Genomic DNA, 20,029 nt, shown 5'->3' on the forward strand with positions numbered 1-20,029 from the left:
GAAAGCACGCGATGGACGACCTGAAATCGATCATTGGAAAAGTGGCGACCGGCGCCAGCCTGTCGCGTGACGAAGCGGTCTCCGCCTTCGACGCCATGATGTCCGGCGAGGCCACCCCCTCGCAGATGGGCGGCCTCCTGATGGCGCTGCGGGTGCGCGGCGAGACCGTGGAGGAGATCACCGGCGCGGTCTCGGCGATGCGCTCGAAGATGCTGACGGTGACGGCGCCGCCCGATGCCGTCGACATCGTCGGCACCGGCGGCGACGGGTCCGGCTCGGTCAATGTCTCGACCTGCGCCTCCTTCATCGTCTCGGGTGCCGGCGTGCCGGTGGCCAAGCACGGCAATCGCGCGCTGTCGTCGCGCTCCGGCGCCGCCGACGTGCTGGCCTCGCTCGGGGTCAAGATCGACCTCAGGCCCGATCAGGTCGGCCGCTGCGTGCGTGAATGCGGCATCGGCTTCATGTTCGCCCCTGCCCACCATCCCGCCATGAAGAACGTCGGCCCGACCCGGGTCGAACTCGCGACGCGCACCATCTTCAATCTGCTCGGCCCCTGTCGAACCCTGCCGGGGTGAAGCGGCAGATGGTCGGCGTGTTCTCGCGGCAATGGGTTCAGCCGCTGGCGCAAGTGCTCAAAAATCTCGGCTCGGAATCCGCCTGGGTGGTGCACGGCTCCGACGGGCTCGACGAGATCACCCTCACCGGCCCGACCTTCGTCTCCGCGCTCCACAATGGCGAAATCCGGAATTTCGAGGTGACACCCGAGGAAGCCGGGCTGTCGCGCTGCGAGCCCGGTGCGCTGAAAGGCGGCGACGCCGACGCCAACGCGATCGCGCTGCAGAGCGTGCTCGACGGCAAGCCGAGCCCCTATCGCGATGTGGCGCTGATCAACGCAGCCGCCGCCCTGATCGTGGCGGGACGCGCCAGGGACCTCAAGGAAGGCGTCGCCATTGGCACGACGTCACTCGACAGCGGCGCGGCGAGCGCGCGGCTGAAACATCTGATCGCGGTCTCGAACGGCTGAGCCTGACATGTCGGACATCCTGACCAAGATCGAAGCGTACAAGCGCGAGGAGATCGCAACGGCCAAGCGCGCGCAGCCGCTCTCGGCGGTCGAGGCGAAAGCCAAGGCGCAAGCCGCCCCGCGCGGCTTCGTGCACGCGATCAAGGCCAAGCACGCCAAGGGCGACTACGCCCTGATCGCAGAGGTGAAGAAGGCCTCACCGTCGAAGGGGCTGATCCGCGCCGATTTCGATCCGCCTGATCTCGCCAAGGCCTATGAGGCCGGCGGTGCCGCCTGCCTCTCGGTGCTGACCGACACGCCCTCGTTCCAGGGTCATCTCGACTTCATGGTAGCGGCGCGCGCGGCCGCATCGCTGCCGGTGCTGCGCAAGGATTTCATGTTCGACACCTATCAGGTGGCCGAGGCGCGCGCCCATGGCGCGGACTGCATCCTGATCATCATGGCCGCGCTCGACGATGCAGTTGCCAAAGATCTCGAGGACGCCGCCCTCGCCTACGGCATGGACGTCCTGATCGAGATCCACGACCGCGCCGAACTCGATCGCGCGCTCAAACTCCGCTCGCCGATGATCGGCGTCAACAACCGCAATCTACGCACCTTCGAGACCACGCTTGCGACCAGCGAGGCGCTGGCGCCCCTGATCCCTGCGGAAAGGCTGATGGTCGGCGAGAGCGGCATCTTCACGCCCGCCGACCTCGCCCGGCTTGAGCGCGTCGGCATGTCGACCTTCCTGGTCGGCGAAAGCCTGATGCGGCAGGCCGACGTCACTGCCGCCACGCGCACGTTGCTCGCGCGCGAGACTGCGCGCGCCACGGGCACGCGCTGACATGGCGCGCAATCCGGTAAAGCCCAGGACAACAACGCCAAAGGCGAAGGCCAGCCCCGCCCTCACCCATATCGGCGCCTCCGGCGAGGCGCGCATGGTCGACGTCTCGGACAAGCCCGCGACCGAGCGGCTTGCCGTCGCCGAAGGCCGCGTCGTCATGACCAGGGCGACGCTTGACCTCATCGTGTCGGGCAATGCCAAGAAGGGCGACGTGCTCGGCACCGCGCGCATTGCCGGCATCATGGCCGCCAAGCGCACCTCGGAGCTGATCCCGCTCTGTCATCCGCTTGCGCTGTCGAAGGTCACCGTCGACATCGAGCCGGACGCAAGGCTGCCGGGCTGCATCGTCCGCGCCAGCGTGAAGGTGAGCGGACCGACCGGCGTCGAGATGGAGGCACTTACCGCCGTGACGGTCGCCTGCCTCACCATCTACGACATGATCAAGGCGGTCGAGCGCGGCGTGCGTATCGAGGGCATCCACCTCGTCGAGAAGCTCGGCGGCAAGTCCGGCCACTACCGCGTCTGAAGAGCGCGTTCACCTCAGCGACGCGCTGATCGTGCCATCGCGCGCTTGAAGACCGGCAATGGCTGTATGGTTAAGCCTTGGTTGGTTGCCGCGACCGGCGGGAAACGATGGCCGCAACAGCTCCCGGCAAATCCTGCGCGCTTCTCGTCGCGTGCATCGATCGCATTTGCGAAGGGTATTTCATGCCGCGTTAACCGCGCTTGCTAACTTCGCCTCCACATCGTGCCCGTAAACCGACGGATGTTATGGGGATCAAGAATTGATCCTGACGTGTGCACGGCAGCGATCGACATCATGACGAACTACGGCAGCCGCCTTTTCGACCAGGCCTTCGTGCGCAGCGGCCCGATCCGCTGGCTCGTTGTGGGCGGCACGCTGCTGATCGCGGCAATCGCCATCGGCTCGGTCCTGATGGCTCAGAATTTCCGCGAGCGCGCCCTGCGCAACAGCGAGCGCGAGCTCGAAAACACCGTCCTCCTGCTGGCTCATCATTTCGATCAGCAATTGCAGGATTTCGCGGTCATCCAGAAGGATTTCGTCGATCACGTCCGCGCCGCCGGCATCAACACCGCGGAGGATTACCGCAAGCGTCTCTCGGGTGAGGACGTCCACCGGATGCTGCGCTCGAAGATCGAGGCGTTGCCCTACATGGGCGGCGTCAATGTCGTCGATGCCGAGGGCAATGTGGTCAACTCGTCGACGACATGGCCGGTGCCGAAGGTCAACGTCGCCGACCGCGCCTACTTCCGGACCTTCCGTTATGACCCCAATGCTCCCGATGTCCTGATCGAGCCGGTGCACAGCCGCATTTCCGGGGCATGGACGATCGTGATCGTCCGCAAGGTCGTGGGACCGGGCGGCGAATTCATGGGCGTCGTCGGGCGCGGAATCGAGCCGGCGAACTTCGAGAGATTCTTCGAGTCCGTCATGCTCGGCGAAGGCGCCACGATTTCGATGCTGCATCGTGACGGCACGCTGCTCGCACGCTTTCCCCACTCCAGCGAGCTGATGGGCCGCAATTTCAGGAACGGTCCATTCGAGCAGCAGCGGGTTTTCGGCCTCGACCATTTCGCCGGCCGCTTCGTGAGCCCCGTCGATGGCGAGGACCGGCTGATCTCGGCGCGCGCCCTGCCCCATTTCCCGATCCTGATGATGGCCACGACGACACGCGCCGCGGCGCTGATGGACTGGCGCGAGCAGATCGGCATCCTGATCTCGGTCGCCGGCGCATCCGCGCTCGCCATCGCCGGCGTGCTGATCGCGATCGTGCGCAAGCTGCTGGAGCAGCACCGCGCCTCCCGCGAACGGCTGACGCTGGAAAAGCTGCGCCTCGATCGCGCCGTCAACAACATGACCCAGGGCCTGCTGCTGTTCGATGCCGAGCAGCGGCTGGTGGTATGCAACCAGCGCTACATCGAAATGTACGGCCTGTCCGCCGACGTGGTGAAGCCCGGCTGCAACTTCCACGACATCATCGCCCATCGCAAGGCGACCGGCTCGTTCATCGGCGACACCGACGACTACGTCGCCCGCGTGCTGAGCGACATCCATGTGCGCAACTCCATGGTGGTCGACACCGCCGACGGCCGCTCGATCCACATCCTCAACGAGCCGCTCGCGGACGGCGGCTGGGTGGCGACGCACGAGGACATTACCGAGCGCCGGCGCATCGAGGAGCGCATCACCCATCTTGCGCACTACGACGCGCTGACCGACCTGCCCAACCGCACCATGTTCCACGAGCACCTGCGCGGGGAGCTCGCCGCCATCGCCGACAATGAAGAGCTTGCGGTGCACTACATCGACATCGACGAATTCAAGGGCGTCAACGACGCGCTCGGCCACCTCGTCGGCGACGAACTGCTGAAGTCGGTCGCCGCAAGCCTGAGCCGGTGCGCAGGCCCGGAGGATTTCGTGGCGCGGCTCGGCGGCGACGAATTCGCCATCGTCCAGAGCGCGGTGACGTCACTCGACCAGGTCAACGACCTCGTCGCACGGGTCTTCGAGGCGATCCGTACGCCGTTCGACTGCATGGGCCATCATCTCACCACCGATGCCAGCATCGGCATCGCGCTGGCGCCGGGACATGGAACGGCGCTGGACCAGATCCTGAAGAACGCGGATATGGCAATGTACGCCGCCAAGGTCGCGGGACGCCGCACCTATCGGTTCTTCGAGCCGGAGATGGACGCCAAGGTCCGCGAGCGGCGGCAGCTCGAGATCGACCTGCGCCACGCGATCGCCCAGGGCGGGCTCGAAGGCGGCCTCGAGGTCTACTACCAGCCCTGCCTCAGCCTGAAGGACGACCGCATCACCGGCTGCGAGGCGCTGGTGCGCTGGCGCCATCCCGAGCGCGGCATAGTCTCGCCCGCGGAATTCATCCCGATCGCCGAAGATACCGGCCTGATCAACGAGATCGGCGAGTGGGTGCTGGCAACCGCCTGCCGCGATGCAGCCACCTGGCCCGACGACATCCGCCTCGCCGTCAACGTCTCGCCGGTGCAATTCAAGAGCGGCACGCTGGCGCTGAAGATCATGTCGGCGCTGGCCTCGTCCAATTTGCCGGCGAGCCGGCTCGAACTCGAGATCACCGAGGCCGTGCTGATCCGCGACGACGACACCGCGCTTGCGATCCTGCATCAGCTCCGGGCCATCGGCGTACGCATCGCGCTCGACGATTTCGGCACCGGCTACTCCTCGCTGAGCTATCTGCACCGCTTCCCGTTCGACAAGATCAAGATCGACCGCTGCTTCGTCAGCGACATCGCCGGCCCCGACGGCTCCGCCAGCATCGTGCAGGCCGTCGTCAACCTGGCCGCCGCCCGCCGCATGACCACCACGGCCGAGGGCGTCGAGACCGAGGAGCAGCAGCGCCTGCTCCGCGCGCTCGGCTGCTCGGAGATGCAAGGCTATCTGTTCAGCGCCGCAAAGCCGGCGGACAAGGTGCTGGAGCTATTCGCGCTGCATCGCAGCCGCCTCGCCCAGCGCGACGGCGCGGAAAGCCGCCGCCGCGAGGCCGGCTAGGTCTGCGATCCGCCCGTCGCGCTTGACGTGGACATCAGGCCAAAGTATTTCATCGCTCGCAGCTGCCGCTGTCGTAGGCGTTACCGTCATCCAACGCGTCCTTTGTCGAGAGGATCCCGGCTGGGAGTTCTCGATTCACGAGACGCTACGGTCATGCCATCACTCTCCCCGTTTGTGCGACCACATATCCATTCAAGACGCCTATTCCGGCACGGCTCGCCCGCGCTGCGATTTGCTGTTCTGCCGGATGGCTCACCAGTGGGGTTTCCCGGGTTGCCGTGGCTCTCAAATCCATCGAGAAGCAACCATGAAAATGACTGGCAACACGATCCTCATCACCGGCGGCACCAGCGGAATCGGCCGCGCACTCGCTGAGGCTTTCCACGACCACGGCAACCGCGTCATCGTCACCGGACGACGGCGGGTCCTGCTCGATCAGATCACGGCTGCACGCCCTGGCCTGATGGGCTTGCCGCTCGATCTCGACGATCCCGCAGCATTGCCGCGCTTGGTGGCCGAAATCCGCGCAGACTTTCCCGAACTCAACGTGCTGATCGCCAATGCCGGCATCTCGCGCCCGGAGGACATGACCGCGGACGGTTGGAATGCCGCGGACGCGGAGGCAATCGTCGAGACCAACATTCTGGGCGTGCTACGCGTGACAGCGGCGTTCCTGCCAATTCTCAAAAGACAGCCGCAAGCGACGATCATCGCGACCAGCTCGAACCTCGCCTTCGTGCCGCGCGCGGATTTCCCGGCCTACTGCGCCAGCAAAGCGTTCCTGCACTCCTGGCTGCAGTCGTTGCGCCACCAGCTCCGCAGGATTCCGGTCGAGGTGCTGGAGCTCGCACCGCCCTATGTGCAGACCGAGCTCACCGGCACGCAGCAGGTCAGCGACGCGCGCGCGATGCCGCTTCCCGCCTATATCGCGGAAGTCATGCAATTGCTGGAGCTGCGCGTGCATCCCCGCGGCGAGGTGCTGGTCGAGCGCGATCGCGCCCGCCGCTGGGTCGAGCGGGACGGCCGCTACGAGGCGACCTTTGCGGCCATGAACCCGAGCTGAGACAACGCCACCAAACGAATTCACCCGGAAGCGGTCATCCGCTTCCGGGCGATATCTAAAAATCGTCGATAAGATTTAGTTCGGCACAGCCGCCTTCGGCGCGGGCTTCGCGGCGACCGCATTCGCGGTGACGCCGTGCAGGAAGTCGTAGGCCGCGTGCAGGGCCTTGTCGTCCTTCTCTTCCGGCGGAACGTAGGACTGCGATCCGGTCTGCTCGGTGCCGTCGGCGGCCTGTAGGTGGCCGCGCATCTGCGATTCCGCCATCGTGTCCATCCGGCCCTTCAACTCGGGCGGTACATCCTGGAGAATCTCGATGTCCGGCGCGATACCCTGGGCCTGGATCGAACGGCCCGACGGCGTGTAATAGCGCGCCGTGGTCAGCGCCAGCGCGCCGTTGCCGGTGCCGAGCGGAATGATGGTTTGCACCGAGCCCTTGCCGAACGAGCGCGTGCCGATGATCGTGGCGCGCTTGTGGTCGTGCAGCGCGCCGGCCACGATCTCCGAAGCCGAGGCCGAGCCGCCATTGACCAGCACCACCAGCGGCTTGCCCTTGATGAGGTCGCCGCCATGCGCGGTAAAGCGCTGGGTCTCTTCCGGATTGCGGCCGCGGGTCGAGACGACTTCGCCGCGCTGCAGGAACGCGCTCGACACCGAGACGGCCTGGTCGAGCAGACCGCCCGGGTTGTTGCGGAGGTCCATCACGTAGCCGACGAGCTTCTCCTGCGGAATGTCCTTGGTGATCGCAGCGATCGCCTTTTTCAAGCCGTCGGTGGTCTGCTCGTTGAACGAGGTGACGCGGATATAGCCGATGTCGCCGTTCTCGACATGGAAGCGGACCGGACGCACATGGATGATCTCGCGCTTGATCGCGACGTCGAGCGGGGCATCGGCGCCCTTGCGCACGATGGTGAGCTTGGTCTGGGTGTCGACCGGGCCCTTCATCTTGTTGACGGCCTGCTCGAGCGTCATACCCTGCACGGCGTCGCCGTCGATCTTGCTGATGAGGTCGCCGGACATGATGCCGGCCTTGGAGGCCGGCGTATCGTCGATCGGCGAGACGACCTTGACAAGGCCGTCCTCCATCGTGACCTCGATGCCGAGCCCGCCGAACTCGCCGGAGGTGGTCTCCTGCATCTCGGTCCAGGCCTTGGCGTTCATGTAGCGAGAATGCGGATCGAGCGAGGTCACCATGCCGGTGATGGCGCCTTCGATCAGCTTGGCATTGTCCGGCTTCTCGACGTAGCTTGCCTTCACCCGCTCGAACACTTCGCCGAACAGATTGAGCTGGGAATAGGCATCATCCGCGCTTGCCGCCGCCCGTGCCGCCCAGACGCCGCCGTGCGGACTAGCAACCAGAAGAGTCAGACACGCTCCTGTGAGCGCGCCAAGGGGGAACAGCAGGGATTTCCGCATGGATGAGTTAGCCTTCTTGCTCGGGGCTCGGGAGCCGCCATGCAAATGGCGATCCGGCCCGGTTCTCACAATACCATTCCGGTTTCTTCAAGGCTGGAATACCCGCCGGAGGGTAACACCGCAAAATTGCGTCGCCCTTGACCTAAACTTTTGGCAACGTTCGGAAACCGTCTCGCGCCAGGCGGGAATCGGTCAGCCGACCACGCCTCGCAGCTATGCGATATTAGGATGGTTTTGGACGCCCGGACGGGTTAGGCGATGAGACAAGGCTTCAAATTCTCGGGAGGACAACAAATGAACGACGCGCCCCGCATCCGGCCGGAAAGGAACGTCGAGCTCGGCTCCAGCAACGAGCCGTTTCAGAACCTGCACGAATTCATCCGCAAGGCGCGCGCCAACCTCAACCAGAACGCCTGGGACTATATCGTCGGCGCCGCCGAAACCGAGACCACGATGCGCCGCAACCGCATGGCGCTGGACGAGATCGCCTTCCGCCCGCGCGTGCTGCGCGACGTCAGCAAGGTCGACGGCTCGGTCGAGCAGTTCGGCCGCAGGATGCGGCTGCCGGTGGTGCTCGCCCCCGTCGGCGCGCTCGAGATCTTCGACCCGGACGGCGCGGCAAGCGTTGCGCGCGCCGCCGGCACCTTCGGTGCGGCGCACATGCTGAGCTCGGTGTCCGAGCCGGGCCTGGAGAAGACCGCCGAAGCCGCCCCGGATGCTCTGCGGCTCTACCAGCTCTATGTGCGCGGCGATGACGCCTTCGTCGCCGATGTCGTCAGCCGCAGCGAGAAGAACGGCTACGCCGCCTTCTGCCTGACGGTCGATACCGCCCATTACAGCCGCCGCGAACGTGACATCGCCAAGCGCTATGTTCGCGAAAGCCGCCTGCGTGCCACCGGCGGCGACTACCAGAAGGGCCTGGAGTGGCGGACCGTGAAGATGGTCAAGGACAGATTCAAAATTCCGCTGATCCTCAAGGGCATCGCCACCGCCGAGGACGCCCGGATCGCGGTCGATCACGGCGTCGAGTGGATCTACGTCTCCAATCATGGCGGCCGCCAGCTCGATCACGGCCGCGGCGCCATGCACGTGCTCCCGGAGATCGTCGATGCCGTGAAGGGCCGCGCCAAAATCATGGTCGACGGCGGATTCTGCCGTGGCACCGACATCGTCAAGGCGATCGCGGCGGGCGCCGACATGGTCGGCGTCGGCCGGCTGCAATGCTGGGCCTTGGCGGCCAACGGCGAGGCCGGCGTGACGCGGATGCTGGAATTGCTGGAGGACGAGGTGCTGCGCTGCCTCGGCCTGCTCGGCGCCACCTCGTTCGCCGAAGTCGACAAATCCTGCCTGCACCAGGCCACCGCAACCAATGCGCCGAGCGTGTTCAGCGCGTTCCCGCTGTTCGACCACGACCCATATCGTTACTGAGTGAAAGGATGCAGGTGAACTCGCTCTCTCCCGGCAGTGCGGACGCGCTCCTGTTCGATCTCGGGCGCGTCGTTCTGGACATCGACTTCTCCAAGGCGATCGCCTGCTGGGCGGGACATGCCGGATGCCCGCCCGAAGCGATCGTCGCGCGCTATGTGCGCGACGAGGCCTATCGGCTGCACGAGGTCGGCAAGATCAGCGACGAGGACTACTTCGCCTCGCTGCGCTCGTCGCTCGGGATCGGCATCTCGGATGCGCAGTTCCTCGAGGGCTGGAACGCGATCTTCGCCGGCGAGATGCCCGACATCGCCGAACTGTTGCCGCGCGCGGCGAGGCAGTTGCCACTCTACGCCTTCTCCAATACCAACCGGCCGCATGTGGACTATTTCTCGAAAGAGTATGCCGGCCTGCTCGACCATTTCCGCGAAGTGTACCTGTCGTCCAGTATCGGGCTGCGCAAACCGGATGCGGAGGCCTTCGACCATGTCGTGGCGGCAATGGGCGTGCCGGCGAGCCGGATCGTGTTCTTCGACGATCTCGCCGAGAACATCGAGGGAGCCTGGGCATGCGGCCTGACGGCCGTACACGTGACCTCGGCGACGGATGTCGGCAACGCGCTGAGGGCGCTCGGGATCTGACACGGAAGCAACGGCCAATTCCCGAACGATTTCAGCCGGCAGTGCGGAACCAAAACACTCTGTGCAGTTTTATACGCAGTTCCGGGAACGAATGCCCGCTTGCGGACTCATGAGTCTGTTGGGAATTTGGGATCGGACTTATCGTGCTGGGCAAAACCTACCTTACCAAGCAGGCCTCCCTGCTGATGAAATTCGCCAGAACCACCTCGGATCCTGACCTGTCCGCAAAACTGATCAGCAAGGCCGCCGATCTGAAATCCCAGGCCGATCCGATGCCCGACAGGGACCAGGGCGCCGCAGCGCCGGATGTCAATCCGCGCAGATAGCCAAGACGTGACCGACGCCAGCCGTGGCGCTCGTCATTCTCGTGCTTGCCATGGCCAAACTGTTGCCGGTCTGTCTCCCACTCTCGGATCATGCCGCGGCGGAACTGACGTCTGTCCTTCTTTGACGTCCCCCTTCCTCAGCAAGCAGGCGACGCAGGATAAGTCATCCTGCGCCATCGCTGTTTTGCCTCCGCGCCTGCACTCAGCTAGAACTCTCGCCGCCGATTTGCAGAACGTGCTCGCAGGAGTCTTACCCGTGGCCTTGATGCCGGTTTCAGATGCGCTTGCCTCCGTGCTGGCAGGTGCAGAGCCTCTGGCCGAGGAAGCGGTCGCCCTTGACCAAGCCTTTCACCGCGTCCTTGCGCGCGATGTGGCGGCGCGGCGGACGCAGCCGCCGCAGGCGATGTCGGCGATGGACGGCTATGCGGTGCGCGCGGCCGATGCGGCGAAGATCGATTCCCAATTGACCGTGATAGGCGAGGTCGCGGCGGGCCGGCCGTTCGCCGGAGCGGTCAACGCCGGCGAAGCGGTGCGGATCTTCACCGGGGGCGTCGTTCCCGATGGTGCCGACGCCGTCGTGATCCAGGAGGATACGGTTGCCGAGGGCAAGCGCGTCACGATCAGGGAAGCTGCCGTGGCCGGGCGTCACATCCGTCCCGTAGGCGTCGACTTCTCGGAAGGAGACGTGCTGTTGCGCAAGGGGGCCCGCCTCACCGAGCGCGACCTCGCGCTCGCCGCCGGCATGAATCACCCGCATTTGCCCGTCCGCCGCCGTCCGAAGGTCGCCATCCTCGCCACCGGCGACGAGCTGGTGATGCCGGGCTGCGCGCCGGGTCCCGGCCAGATCGTCTATTCCAACGGCTACGCCCTGCACGCGCTCGCCCGCAGCGAAGGCGCCGACACCATCGACCTCGGTATTGCCGCCGACACCCTTGCAGCGACCACAGCCGGCATCCGGCGTGCCCGCGAGAGCGGCGCCGATATCCTGATCACGACCGGCGGCGCCTCGGTCGGCGACCATGATCTGGTCCAGCAGGCGCTGCGGGACGAAGGCGTCGCGATGGCGTTCTGGAAGATCGCGATGCGGCCGGGCAAGCCGATGATGAACGGCCAGCTCGGGGCGATGCGCGTGATCGGCCTGCCCGGCAATCCCGTGTCATCCTACGTGTGCGGTTTCCTGTTCATGGTGCCGCTGATTCGTGCGCTGTCGGGCCATCAGGTGATCTATCACCGCCGCGAGCGCGCAGTGCTCGGCCGCGACGTCCGCGCCAATGACCAGCGCGAGGATTATCTGCGCGCACGCCTCGAGCTGCGTGATGACGGCACGCTCGCTGCCATTCCCGTCGATGACCAGGATTCCTCGCTGCTGTCGAATCTTGCTGCGGCACAGGCACTTCTCGTGCGCGCGCCGTTCGCGCCGAAGGCCGAATCCGGCACGCCCTGCGAGGTGTTGCGACTGCCCGTCTGACCGCTTCGTTCGCATGCGTTCCGCGAACTCTGCAGCGTTCACGGTAAATTAAGCAGTTGCGGAACATGTATCGAACATATAGTGTCCGTTCATGATTTGTTTCGAGCATGTAGCGGCTTACTGCTGAATTCAGCGTCTCGGAATCGGACGACATCAACCGGGGGATTTTGGTCGAGATGTTAACGCGCAAACAATACGAGCTTCTGCGATTCATCAGCGAACGGCTGAAGGAAAGCGGCGTGCCGCCCTCCTTCGACGAGATGAAGGACGCGCTCGATCTGCGCTCGAAATCAGGCATCCATCGCCTGATCACCGCACTCGAGGAGCGCGGCTTCATCCGCCGGCTGCCGAACCGCGCCCGCGCCATCGAGGTGATCAAGCTGCCTGAGCTTCAGGCCGCCGCCGGCAGCCGCCGCGGCTTCACGCCGAGCGTCATCGAGGGCAATCTCGGCAAGGTGCGCACCACCTCCAGCCCGCCCGCCGACGAGGGCGAGCGTCCCGTCGCGGTACCTGTCATGGGCCGGATCGCCGCCGGTACGCCGATCGAGGCGTTGCAGACCCGCAGCCACACCATCAGCGTACCTCCTGACATGCTCGGCTCGGGCGAACATTACGCCCTGGAAGTGCGCGGCGATTCCATGGTCGAGGCCGGCATCCTCGACGGCGACATGGCGCTGATCCAGCGCAACGAGAGCGCCGACACCGGCGATATCGTCGTGGCATTGATCGACGACGAGGAAGCGACGCTCAAGCGCTTCCGCCGCCGCGGCGCCTCGATCGCTCTCGAGCCCGCCAATGCCGCCTATGAAGTGCGCATCCTGCCGCCCAACAGGGTGAAGATCCAGGGCAAGCTGATCGGGCTTTACCGGAAATACTAGACCCGTCCGCGATCAGGATCGCGGTCAACGATTGGAGCGGACGATTGTCCGCTCCCGCTGGATAGTCTTTCTGGTTCCGCGCAGATTATCCGGCCCCTCTTCCGGCGCTACCTCCTCGTTACCCCGCACGAAGCAGCACTGCTTTGCTGCCTTCAGGTTTCGAGGAGAAGTCATGCGCAAGATCATCTCAAGCACAGTCGCGGCGGCGCTGATCGGCGCCTCAGCGTCGCAAGCCTGTGTCGCACAAGCCTTTGCCGCACAGGCTCGGCACCCTGTCCGCAAGGAGACGGCGGCCAGCCAACAAATCCGCAATGGCCGCAACGCGGCCGAGCAGCCCTCGCAACCGGGCTGGCAATATTCCGGCTGGTCGGCGCCTGCTGGCCGCTGACACGCGCGGCTTCTATGCACGGAAGCGGGCTTTGGTCCGGTGCATCCGAAAAAGATAATGTGATCGCAGACTGCGGCGGCGAGCCGCAGATTTGCCTACAACCGGGCAGACGCTTGGTGCTTCCACTCTGATAGAGGCCTCCGCCTCAGAAGAGGCGCGGGCTGCTATCTCGCATGAGGAGCACCCCGATGTGTGACTACAGCCTGCATGCCGTCGCATCGCGTCCTGCGGAAGTCGGCGAGACGATCGTCTCGACAACCTTCCGCGGCACCTCGACGCGCGGCTTTGCCTCCGCAGCCGATCCGACCGTTGCGGTCTGCCTGCTGCCGGGAACGGAGCTCGCCTTCGCCGACAACGTCCGCTACGACAATCGCTGGATCTGGACGCGCACCGTCAACTCCCGCGTCGGCAAGTTCGGCAAGATCGATCCGCACATTCCCGACCGTCATCACGACGCGATCGAATTCCCCGACGGCAAATACGTGCTGGTGACGCAGCTCGTCGAAGGCCAGCGCGCAACCGTGCTGCAATTGCCGGTGACCCAGCCTCTCGGCGAGAGCAAGCCGCAGATCGTCGCCGGTAGCAGGCCGGCCACCACTCGCCTGCCGACAGGCTGACGCGCTCGATTCAGTCCTCATCGCCGAGGTCGGTCTCGGAAGGCGTTGCGTCTCTGCTGCGGGGCGCGGCTGACCGCGGCATGAGGGTCGTCAGCCCGGGCTCTCCGTCGCCAGCGACCGCTGGCGACCAAGGGCGGTTTGCGCCCCTCGCCTTCGCCGGCTGAACCGCAAAGCCGTCGCCGTATCGTGTCAGCGCAAGGGCGCCCTGGCGCGCCAGATGCTGCCGATCGATCACCATTGCCGCGCAATCCGGTGGCGCCGGACGCGCCGCCACCACCAGCGCGGCACGGCTGCAGTCGTCGGCCAACGCGTCGATGCGCAGCGCAAGTGCCACGATGCGACCATCTGCAAGCTCGGTCACGCAACCCGACTCGTCGCACGACACGCCCTCGCTGAGCGCGGCACTGCCGGCCTGCCGGGAATCCGCGTCGGCCGCGAGCCACTCTTTGGCCAGGAACGCATCCTTGCGCTGCGAGATCAGATGGAGCTGGCCATCTTTGCCCCGCACCGCGACGCTCTGGCCGTCACCAGCAATCAGGACATCGGGCTGCCGCACGCCCAGCGCCCAGACGATCGCACCGGCCAGCACCAGGGCTCCTGCCCAGCGCAGTGGCGTGCGCAGCAGGCCCATCACAATGATCCCGAGGCTGGCCGCGATCAGTGGCGCGATGCCGAAAGCAGGAATGCGGCCGACTGCGCCCGGCAACGCCGCCACCCAGCGCGAAACCGCGACCATCCAGTCGATACCGATCCCCATCAGCCACCAGAACACACCATCGAGTCCGAACGGCGCCGCAATCAGCCCCAGCAGTCCCGCCGGCATCACCAGCGCCGAGACCACCGGCATCGCCCCGAGATTGGCGAGCACGCCGTACGGCGTGACGCGGTGGAAGTGAAAGGCCGCATAGGGCGTGGTCGCAAGCCCCGCGATCAGCGAGGCCAGGAACAACATCGCGATCTCGCGGCCACCCCACATCGCGATGCGTGCCGTCGCCGAATGATCGGGCGATGCAAACAGGTTCGGCATGCCGATCTGCACCAGCGCCACCAGCCCGAGGGTTGCCGCGAACGACATTTGAAAACTGGGATGAACCAGCGACTCCGGCGCCACCGCCAGCACGATCAGCGCGGCCACGGCCAGCGTGCGGAACGTGATGGCGCGCCTATCGACCATCACCGCGATCAGGACCACAGCCGTCATGAAGAACGATCTTTGCGTCGCGACCTCCGCCCCCGACAGCAACAGGTAGAACGCGGCTGCGACGAGCGCCGCAGCGGCCGACCACTTCTTGATGGCAAAGCCGACCGCCAGCCCAGGAATGAGCGCGAGCAGTGCACGCACCGCGAAGAAGACAACGCCGGCGACGACGGCCATGTGGTAGCCGGAGATCGAGAGCACGTGACCAAGACCCGAGACGAACATCGCATCGTTGACGGGCGTGGTGATCGCATCGCGCCGACCTGTGAGCAGCGCGGTTGCGATCGCGCGATTGTCGCCCTCGAGCGTGGCGCGGATGCGGGCGTCGATCGCATCGCGCAGGCCCTGCATGAAGGCGGCATAGCGCAGCCGCAGGCCACCGGCGTCAGGCGGCACGGATGCAGCGATCGCGCCCATCACGAAGCCGGACGCACCGATGCCCTGAAAGAACATGTCGCGCGAGAAATCGTAGCTGCCCGGGCGCACCGGCGAAATCGGCGGCATCAACCGCGCCTTCAACTGCACGAAGCTGCCGACCTCGGGCGCGGTGCCCTTGCGCACCGACAGACGCACGCGCTCGAGCATGATATCGCTGCGCTGCGCCTCCATCGCGGTGACGCGCAGCACGAAACGATCGGTGCGCTCACGGATGTCACGGGTCTCGACGAAGCCCGACAGAGACACGGAATAGAGCGGCTTGGCCAGCACGGTGTGCGCAATGCGCGCCGTCTTCCAGGTCGCCACGGCAAAGCCGGCCGCGACCGCAGCGATCATGATCGCAGGCGCAAACAGCCGGCTCCGCCGCAGCAGAACGGCGCCCAGTGCGAGCGCGATGGCCGTCGCAGCAACGACCCAAAGCACGGGCTCATGATCGGCGGCAAAGTACAGCGCAATGCCGCCGCCGAAGGCGACGGGGACCCACGGCAGCAGCCGCCCGGCGCCGGCCTCAGCGCGTCCCCACTCGCGCAGCGTCTCGACGATGGCAGGCCATAGGCCAGACCCTGCCGGCGCGAGGCCGCCAGCCGACGCAGGTCGGCCGACGGGCCAGGTCCCCACGACACTCTGGGACCGTACTGGCCGGCCCGGCTCCGCCATTCCCTGCACCTTGCGATACGCGACCGGGCCAGAGGCTACCGGAACGTGCAGGCACGCGAATAGCGGTACGGATCAGGAACGGGCGGGCGCGAGCCCTACTTTTCCTCTTCCATCGTCACGGCAACGTCCGCCTTAGCGGACAGCCGGACCTTGTTGCCCTCGACACCGGCGACGAGTACCTTGTCGATGAAGTGATGGTGGCCCTTGTGTCTGCCCTCGCCGCTGTCCTTCTTGGTCAGCTTGATGCGGTTGCCCTCGACCTTGTCGACGGTGCCGACGTGGACGCCATCGGCGCCGATGACTTCCATATGTTCTGCGATGTTCTGCATGGTGGGATCCTCTTCTGGACCCACACAACGCACGGGGGCAACGTTCGTTGCTTCGGTTGATATGACGATGCCGTGCGCGCCCGTCAGATCAGCGGCGCCTTTGCCGAGGCGTGGTGATTGACGATCTTCCAGAAGCCGTCCTCGCGGATGATGACCCAGCTCATCTTGACGACGAGATCGGGGCGTTCGCCGGCAAGATCGAACGAGATGGTCGCGCCCATGTTGATCAGGTCAGGGCCGGCCTGCGCGGCCTGCACCTCGGAAAACACCGCGCCCGGCCTGCGCCAGCGCGGCAGGCCGTTGAAATAGTCGGCGACGCCGTCCCTGCCCCTGTAGAGCTTTGGGTTGGAGCCGAAGAAAAACGCGTTCTTGGCATAGAGCGACGACAGCGCGGCGGCGTCGAGCGTGGCGAAGCCGGCGCACCACTTCGCGATGATGGCCGAAACGATGGCGTCGGCTTCACTGCCCATTGTCGTCCCTCAACCCTTCTCGGACCTTCTCAGACCTTCTCAGCCCTTGGCGACTTCCTTCGCGAACGTGTCGCGCAGACCGATGGTCCTGGAGAATACCGGCTTGCCCGGCGCCGAGTCCTTGTCGCGCACGAAATAGCCCTGACGCTCGAACTGCATCGGCTCGGTTGAATTACTCTCCGCAACCGATGCCTCGATCCGGGCGTCCGCCAAGACCTCCAGCGATTGCGGATTGAGGTCGGCGGCGAAATTCGAGGCGTCCGGGCCTCGGGTTGGCGAACAGCTGATTGTAGATGCGAATCTCCGCCGGCTTCGATCGTTGCCGCAGGCAGCCAGTGCATGGTTGCCTTGACCTTGCGGCCGTCGGGCGCGTTGCCACCCTTGGTCGCGGGATCGTAGGTGCAGCGCAGCTCCACCACCTCGCCCGCGTCGTTCTTGATCACGCCGGTGCACTTGACGAAATAGGCGTAGCGCAGCCGCACCTCGTTGCCCGGCGACAGACGGAAGAACTTCTTGGGCGGGTTCTCCATGAAGTCGTCCTGCTCGATATAGAGCTCGCGGCCGAACGTGATTTTCCGCGTGCCGGCGCCGGGGTCATCCGGATGGTTGATCGCCTCGAGCTTCCTCGGTCTGCCCTTCCGGGTAGTTCTCGATCACCACCTTGAGCGGCCGCAGCACCCCCATCCGACGCTGCGACGTGCGGTTGAGTTCCTCACGGATGCAGAATTCGAGCATGCCGACATCGACGACACTGTTCGCTTTCGCCACGCCGATGCGCTTGATGAATTCGCGCAAGGCCGCCGGCGGCACGCCGCGGCGGCGCATCCCCGCCATGGTCGGCATGCGCGGATCATCCCAGCCCGCGACATGTCCGTCGCGGACGAGCTGCGTCAGCACGCGCTTGGACAGCAGCGTGTAGGTGATGTTGAGTCGTGCCATCTCGTACTGGTGCGGCTTCGACGGCACCGGCAGCTTCTCGATGAACCAGTCGTAGAGCGGCCGGTGATCCTCGAACTCCAGCGTGCAGATCGAGTGCGTGATGCCTTCGATGGCGTCCGACTGGCCGTGGGCATAGTCGTAGCTTGGATAGATGCTCCACTTGGTTCCGGTGCGCGGATGGTGCGCATGCAAAATCCGATACAGCACGGGGTCGCGCAAATTGATGTTGCCCGAGGACATGTCGATCCTGGCCCGCAGCACGCGCGCGCCGTTGGGGAATTCGCCTGCTTTCATACGGCGGAACAGGTCGAGATTCTCATCCACGCTGCGGTCACGGAACGGAGAGTTCTTGCCGGGCTCGGTCAGCGTGCCGCGCGATAGCCGGATCTCTTCCTGGGACTGGTCGTCGACATAGGCGAGCCCGTCGCGGATCAGCTTCTCGGCCCATTCGTACAGCCGGTCGAAATAGTCCGAGGCGTAGAACAGATTCTTGCCCCAGTCGTAGCCGAGCCAGCGCACGTCGGCCTGGATGGAATCGATATATTCCTGCTCTTCCTTCACCGGGTTGGTATCGTCGAAGCGCAGATGGCAGCGGCCCGGAAACTCCTGAGCGATGCCGAAATTGAGCGCGATCGACTTGGCGTGGCCAATATGCAGGTAGCCGTTCGGCTCCGGCGGGAACCGGGTCACGATCTCCTTGTATTTGGCCTGATCGAGGTCTGCCTGGATGATGTCGCGAATGAAATCGCGCCCAACCTCAGTCGCCACCGGTTCTGTGCTCATCCTGGAATCCTGTAGGGAAATCAGCGGTCCTTCTGCCAAATCCACGTGGCTGAGCCAAGGGCTTAAGCAAGGCTTTGGCGGTCCGCTGCCGGGCTTTAGTTATGCTCCGGTCCTGTTATATACCACCGCCTCCAATGCATAGGCCCTGCCAAGAATGACCGATTCCGTCGTCACCCGCTTTGCTCCCTCCCCGACCGGCTTCCTCCACATCGGAGGCGCCCGCACGGCGCTGTTCAACTGGCTCTATGCGAAGAAGCACGGCGGCAAGATGCTGCTCCGGATCGAGGACACCGACCGGGAGCGCTCGACCGAGGCCGCGATCGGCGCGATTTTGGACGGGTTGAAATGGCTCGAGCTCGGCTGGGATGGCGACGTCATCTACCAGTTCAGCCGCGCCGCTCGTCACCGCGAGGTCGCCGAGCAGCTGCTGGCCGACGGCAAGGCCTACCGTTGCTACGCCACGGCCGAGGAACTGACCGCCATGCGCGAGAAGGCGCGCGCGGAAGGCCGCACGCGCCTGTATGACGGCCTGTGGCGCGACCGCGATCCTGCGACCGCCCCTGTTGACGTCAAGCCGACCATTCGCCTGCGCGCACCGCAGACCGGCGAGACCGTGATCGATGACCAGGTCCAGGGCCGCGTGGTCTGGCAGAACGAGAACCTCGACGATCTCGTCCTGCTGCGCGGCGATGGCAACCCGACCTACATGCTCGCGGTGGTGGTGGACGACCACGACATGGGCGTCACCCATGTCATTCGCGGCGACGACCATCTGATCAACGCCGCCCGCCAGAAGCAGATCTACGATGCGATGGGCTGGGCGCTGCCGAGCATGTCCCACATCCCCCTGATCCACGGCCCGGACGGCTCGAAGCTTTCCAAACGCCACGGGGCGCTCGGCGTCGATGCCTACCGCGCCATGGGGTACCTGCCGGCGGCGCTGCGCAACTACCTCGTCCGCCTCGGCTGGAGCCATGGCGACCAGGAGATCTTCTCGACCGAGGAGATGATCGCCGCGTTCGACCTCGCCTCCGTCGGCCGCGCCGCAGCCCGCTTCGATTTCGCCAAGCTGGAAAACCTCAACGGTCACTACATCCGCCACGCCGACGATCAATCACTCGTGAAGATGTTCGAGGACGTGCTCGACCATGTGGTGCCCGCCCGCGACGAGCTTAAAGCCAAGTTAAACGACGGCACGCGGGCCCAGCTTCTCAAGGCCATGCCGGCCCTGAAGGAGCGCGCCAAGACGCTGATCGAGCTGATCGACAGCGCCTCTTTCATCTTCGCCGACCGCCCGCTGGAGCTCGATCCCAAGGCGGCGGCGCTGCTGACGGCGGAAAACCGCAAGCTGATCGGCCAGCTTCATTCCGCGCTGGAGAAAGTCGTGACGTGGAGCGGCGCCGCCACCGAAGCCGCGCTGCGTGCTTTCGCCGAGGAAAATAGTCTCAAGCTCGGCGCGGTCGCGCAGCCGTTGCGGGCAGCGCTGACGGGACGGTCTACCTCGCCTGGTATATTCGAGGTTTTGGACGTGCTGGGACGCCAGGAGAGCCTGGGCCGGCTTAAGGATCAGTCTACGACGTAAGTAGGCCATGCCTG

16 protein-coding genes and 2 pseudogenes are annotated in these 20,029 nt (G+C 65.4%); 13 read left to right on the forward strand and 5 right to left on the reverse strand.

All coding sequences use genetic code 11. The features are described from left to right. Nucleotides 1-11: 11 nt before the first annotated feature. From trpD to ACQ86E_RS32830, 5 genes and pseudogenes are all read left to right on the forward strand, one after another. Nucleotides 12-1,024, forward strand: a pseudogene (gene trpD, locus ACQ86E_RS32810) (anthranilate phosphoribosyltransferase). 7 nt (nucleotides 1,025-1,031) lie between these two features. After that, on the forward strand, nucleotides 1,032-1,850 hold the full coding sequence (trpC, locus tag ACQ86E_RS32815; protein ID WP_431203477.1) for an indole-3-glycerol phosphate synthase TrpC: 819 nt from the start codon (nucleotides 1,032-1,034) through the stop codon (nucleotides 1,848-1,850). Between the two features lies 1 nt (nucleotide 1,851). Further along, complete coding sequence (moaC, locus tag ACQ86E_RS32820) at nucleotides 1,852-2,376, forward strand: cyclic pyranopterin monophosphate synthase MoaC (RefSeq protein ID WP_431203478.1); 525 nt, start codon at nucleotides 1,852-1,854, stop codon at nucleotides 2,374-2,376. Nucleotides 2,377-2,667: 291 nt separating this feature from the next. After that, the gene (locus tag ACQ86E_RS32825) at nucleotides 2,668-5,400 is read left to right on the forward strand and encodes a bifunctional diguanylate cyclase/phosphodiesterase (protein WP_431206626.1); all 2,733 of its coding nucleotides are present in this window, start codon (nucleotides 2,668-2,670) and stop codon (nucleotides 5,398-5,400) included. A 307-nt stretch (nucleotides 5,401-5,707) separates the two neighbouring features. Next, a complete protein-coding gene (locus ACQ86E_RS32830) occupies nucleotides 5,708-6,463 on the forward strand; it encodes an SDR family oxidoreductase (protein WP_431203479.1) in 756 nt (251 codons plus the stop codon). A gap of 75 nt (nucleotides 6,464-6,538) precedes the next feature. Here the strand turns inward: ACQ86E_RS32830 and ACQ86E_RS32835 are convergent, their stop codons facing one another. Beyond that, on the reverse strand, nucleotides 6,539-7,876 hold the full coding sequence (locus ACQ86E_RS32835; RefSeq protein ID WP_431203480.1) for a S41 family peptidase: 1,338 nt from the start codon (nucleotides 7,874-7,876) through the stop codon (nucleotides 6,539-6,541). Between the two features lie 294 nt (nucleotides 7,877-8,170). Here ACQ86E_RS32835 and ACQ86E_RS32840 point away from each other — a divergent pair, with 294 nt between their 5' ends. The 7 genes from ACQ86E_RS32840 (at nucleotide 8,171) to ACQ86E_RS32870 (ending at nucleotide 13,619) form a co-directional block, all read left to right on the forward strand. Then, nucleotides 8,171-9,304, forward strand: a complete 1,134-nt coding sequence (locus ACQ86E_RS32840) for an alpha-hydroxy acid oxidase (RefSeq protein ID WP_431203481.1) — start codon at nucleotides 8,171-8,173, stop codon at nucleotides 9,302-9,304. Between the two features lie 8 nt (nucleotides 9,305-9,312). Then, the gene (locus tag ACQ86E_RS32845; RefSeq protein ID WP_431203482.1) at nucleotides 9,313-9,942 is read left to right on the forward strand and encodes an HAD family hydrolase; all 630 of its coding nucleotides are present in this window, start codon (nucleotides 9,313-9,315) and stop codon (nucleotides 9,940-9,942) included. 143 nt (nucleotides 9,943-10,085) lie between these two features. After that, entirely contained in the window at nucleotides 10,086-10,268 is a 183-nt protein-coding gene (locus tag ACQ86E_RS32850; protein WP_431203483.1) for a hypothetical protein, read from the forward strand. 256 nt (nucleotides 10,269-10,524) lie between these two features. After that, nucleotides 10,525-11,736, forward strand: coding sequence for a molybdopterin molybdotransferase MoeA (locus ACQ86E_RS32855; protein ID WP_431203484.1), 1,212 nt, complete (start codon nucleotides 10,525-10,527; stop codon nucleotides 11,734-11,736). Nucleotides 11,737-11,912: 176 nt separating this feature from the next. Beyond that, nucleotides 11,913-12,614 carry a transcriptional repressor LexA gene (gene lexA, locus ACQ86E_RS32860; RefSeq protein WP_014494969.1) on the forward strand — a complete coding sequence of 234 codons (702 nt, stop codon included), beginning with the start codon at nucleotides 11,913-11,915 and terminating at the stop codon, nucleotides 12,612-12,614. A 172-nt stretch (nucleotides 12,615-12,786) separates the two neighbouring features. Then, complete coding sequence (locus ACQ86E_RS32865; RefSeq protein WP_431203485.1) at nucleotides 12,787-13,002, forward strand: hypothetical protein; 216 nt, start codon at nucleotides 12,787-12,789, stop codon at nucleotides 13,000-13,002. A 188-nt stretch (nucleotides 13,003-13,190) separates the two neighbouring features. Further along, nucleotides 13,191-13,619 carry a hypothetical protein gene (locus tag ACQ86E_RS32870; protein WP_431203486.1) on the forward strand — a complete coding sequence of 143 codons (429 nt, stop codon included), beginning with the start codon at nucleotides 13,191-13,193 and terminating at the stop codon, nucleotides 13,617-13,619. Nucleotides 13,620-13,629: 10 nt separating this feature from the next. Here ACQ86E_RS32870 and ACQ86E_RS32875 read toward each other — a convergent pair whose 3' ends face one another. The 4 genes and pseudogenes from ACQ86E_RS32875 to ACQ86E_RS32890 form a co-directional block, all read right to left on the reverse strand. Beyond that, nucleotides 13,630-15,912, reverse strand: coding sequence for a ComEC/Rec2 family competence protein (locus ACQ86E_RS32875; protein ID WP_431203487.1), 2,283 nt, complete (start codon nucleotides 15,910-15,912; stop codon nucleotides 13,630-13,632). 95 nt (nucleotides 15,913-16,007) lie between these two features. Further along, on the reverse strand, nucleotides 16,008-16,241 hold the full coding sequence (locus tag ACQ86E_RS32880) for a DUF2171 domain-containing protein (RefSeq protein ID WP_431203488.1): 234 nt from the start codon (nucleotides 16,239-16,241) through the stop codon (nucleotides 16,008-16,010). Nucleotides 16,242-16,324: 83 nt separating this feature from the next. Next, entirely contained in the window at nucleotides 16,325-16,711 is a 387-nt protein-coding gene (locus ACQ86E_RS32885) for a nuclear transport factor 2 family protein (RefSeq protein WP_431203489.1), read from the reverse strand. A gap of 39 nt (nucleotides 16,712-16,750) precedes the next feature. Next, nucleotides 16,751-18,433, reverse strand: a pseudogene (locus tag ACQ86E_RS32890) (glutamine--tRNA ligase/YqeY domain fusion protein). Between the two features lie 154 nt (nucleotides 18,434-18,587). Here ACQ86E_RS32890 and gltX point away from each other — a divergent pair. Then, on the forward strand, nucleotides 18,588-20,015 hold the full coding sequence (gene gltX, locus ACQ86E_RS32895) for a glutamate--tRNA ligase (protein WP_431203490.1): 1,428 nt from the start codon (nucleotides 18,588-18,590) through the stop codon (nucleotides 20,013-20,015). Nucleotides 20,016-20,029 lie beyond the last annotated feature (14 nt).

This window comes from Bradyrhizobium betae, from assembly GCF_050632175.1.
GTDB lineage: Bacteria > Pseudomonadota > Alphaproteobacteria > Rhizobiales > Xanthobacteraceae > Bradyrhizobium > Bradyrhizobium betae_B.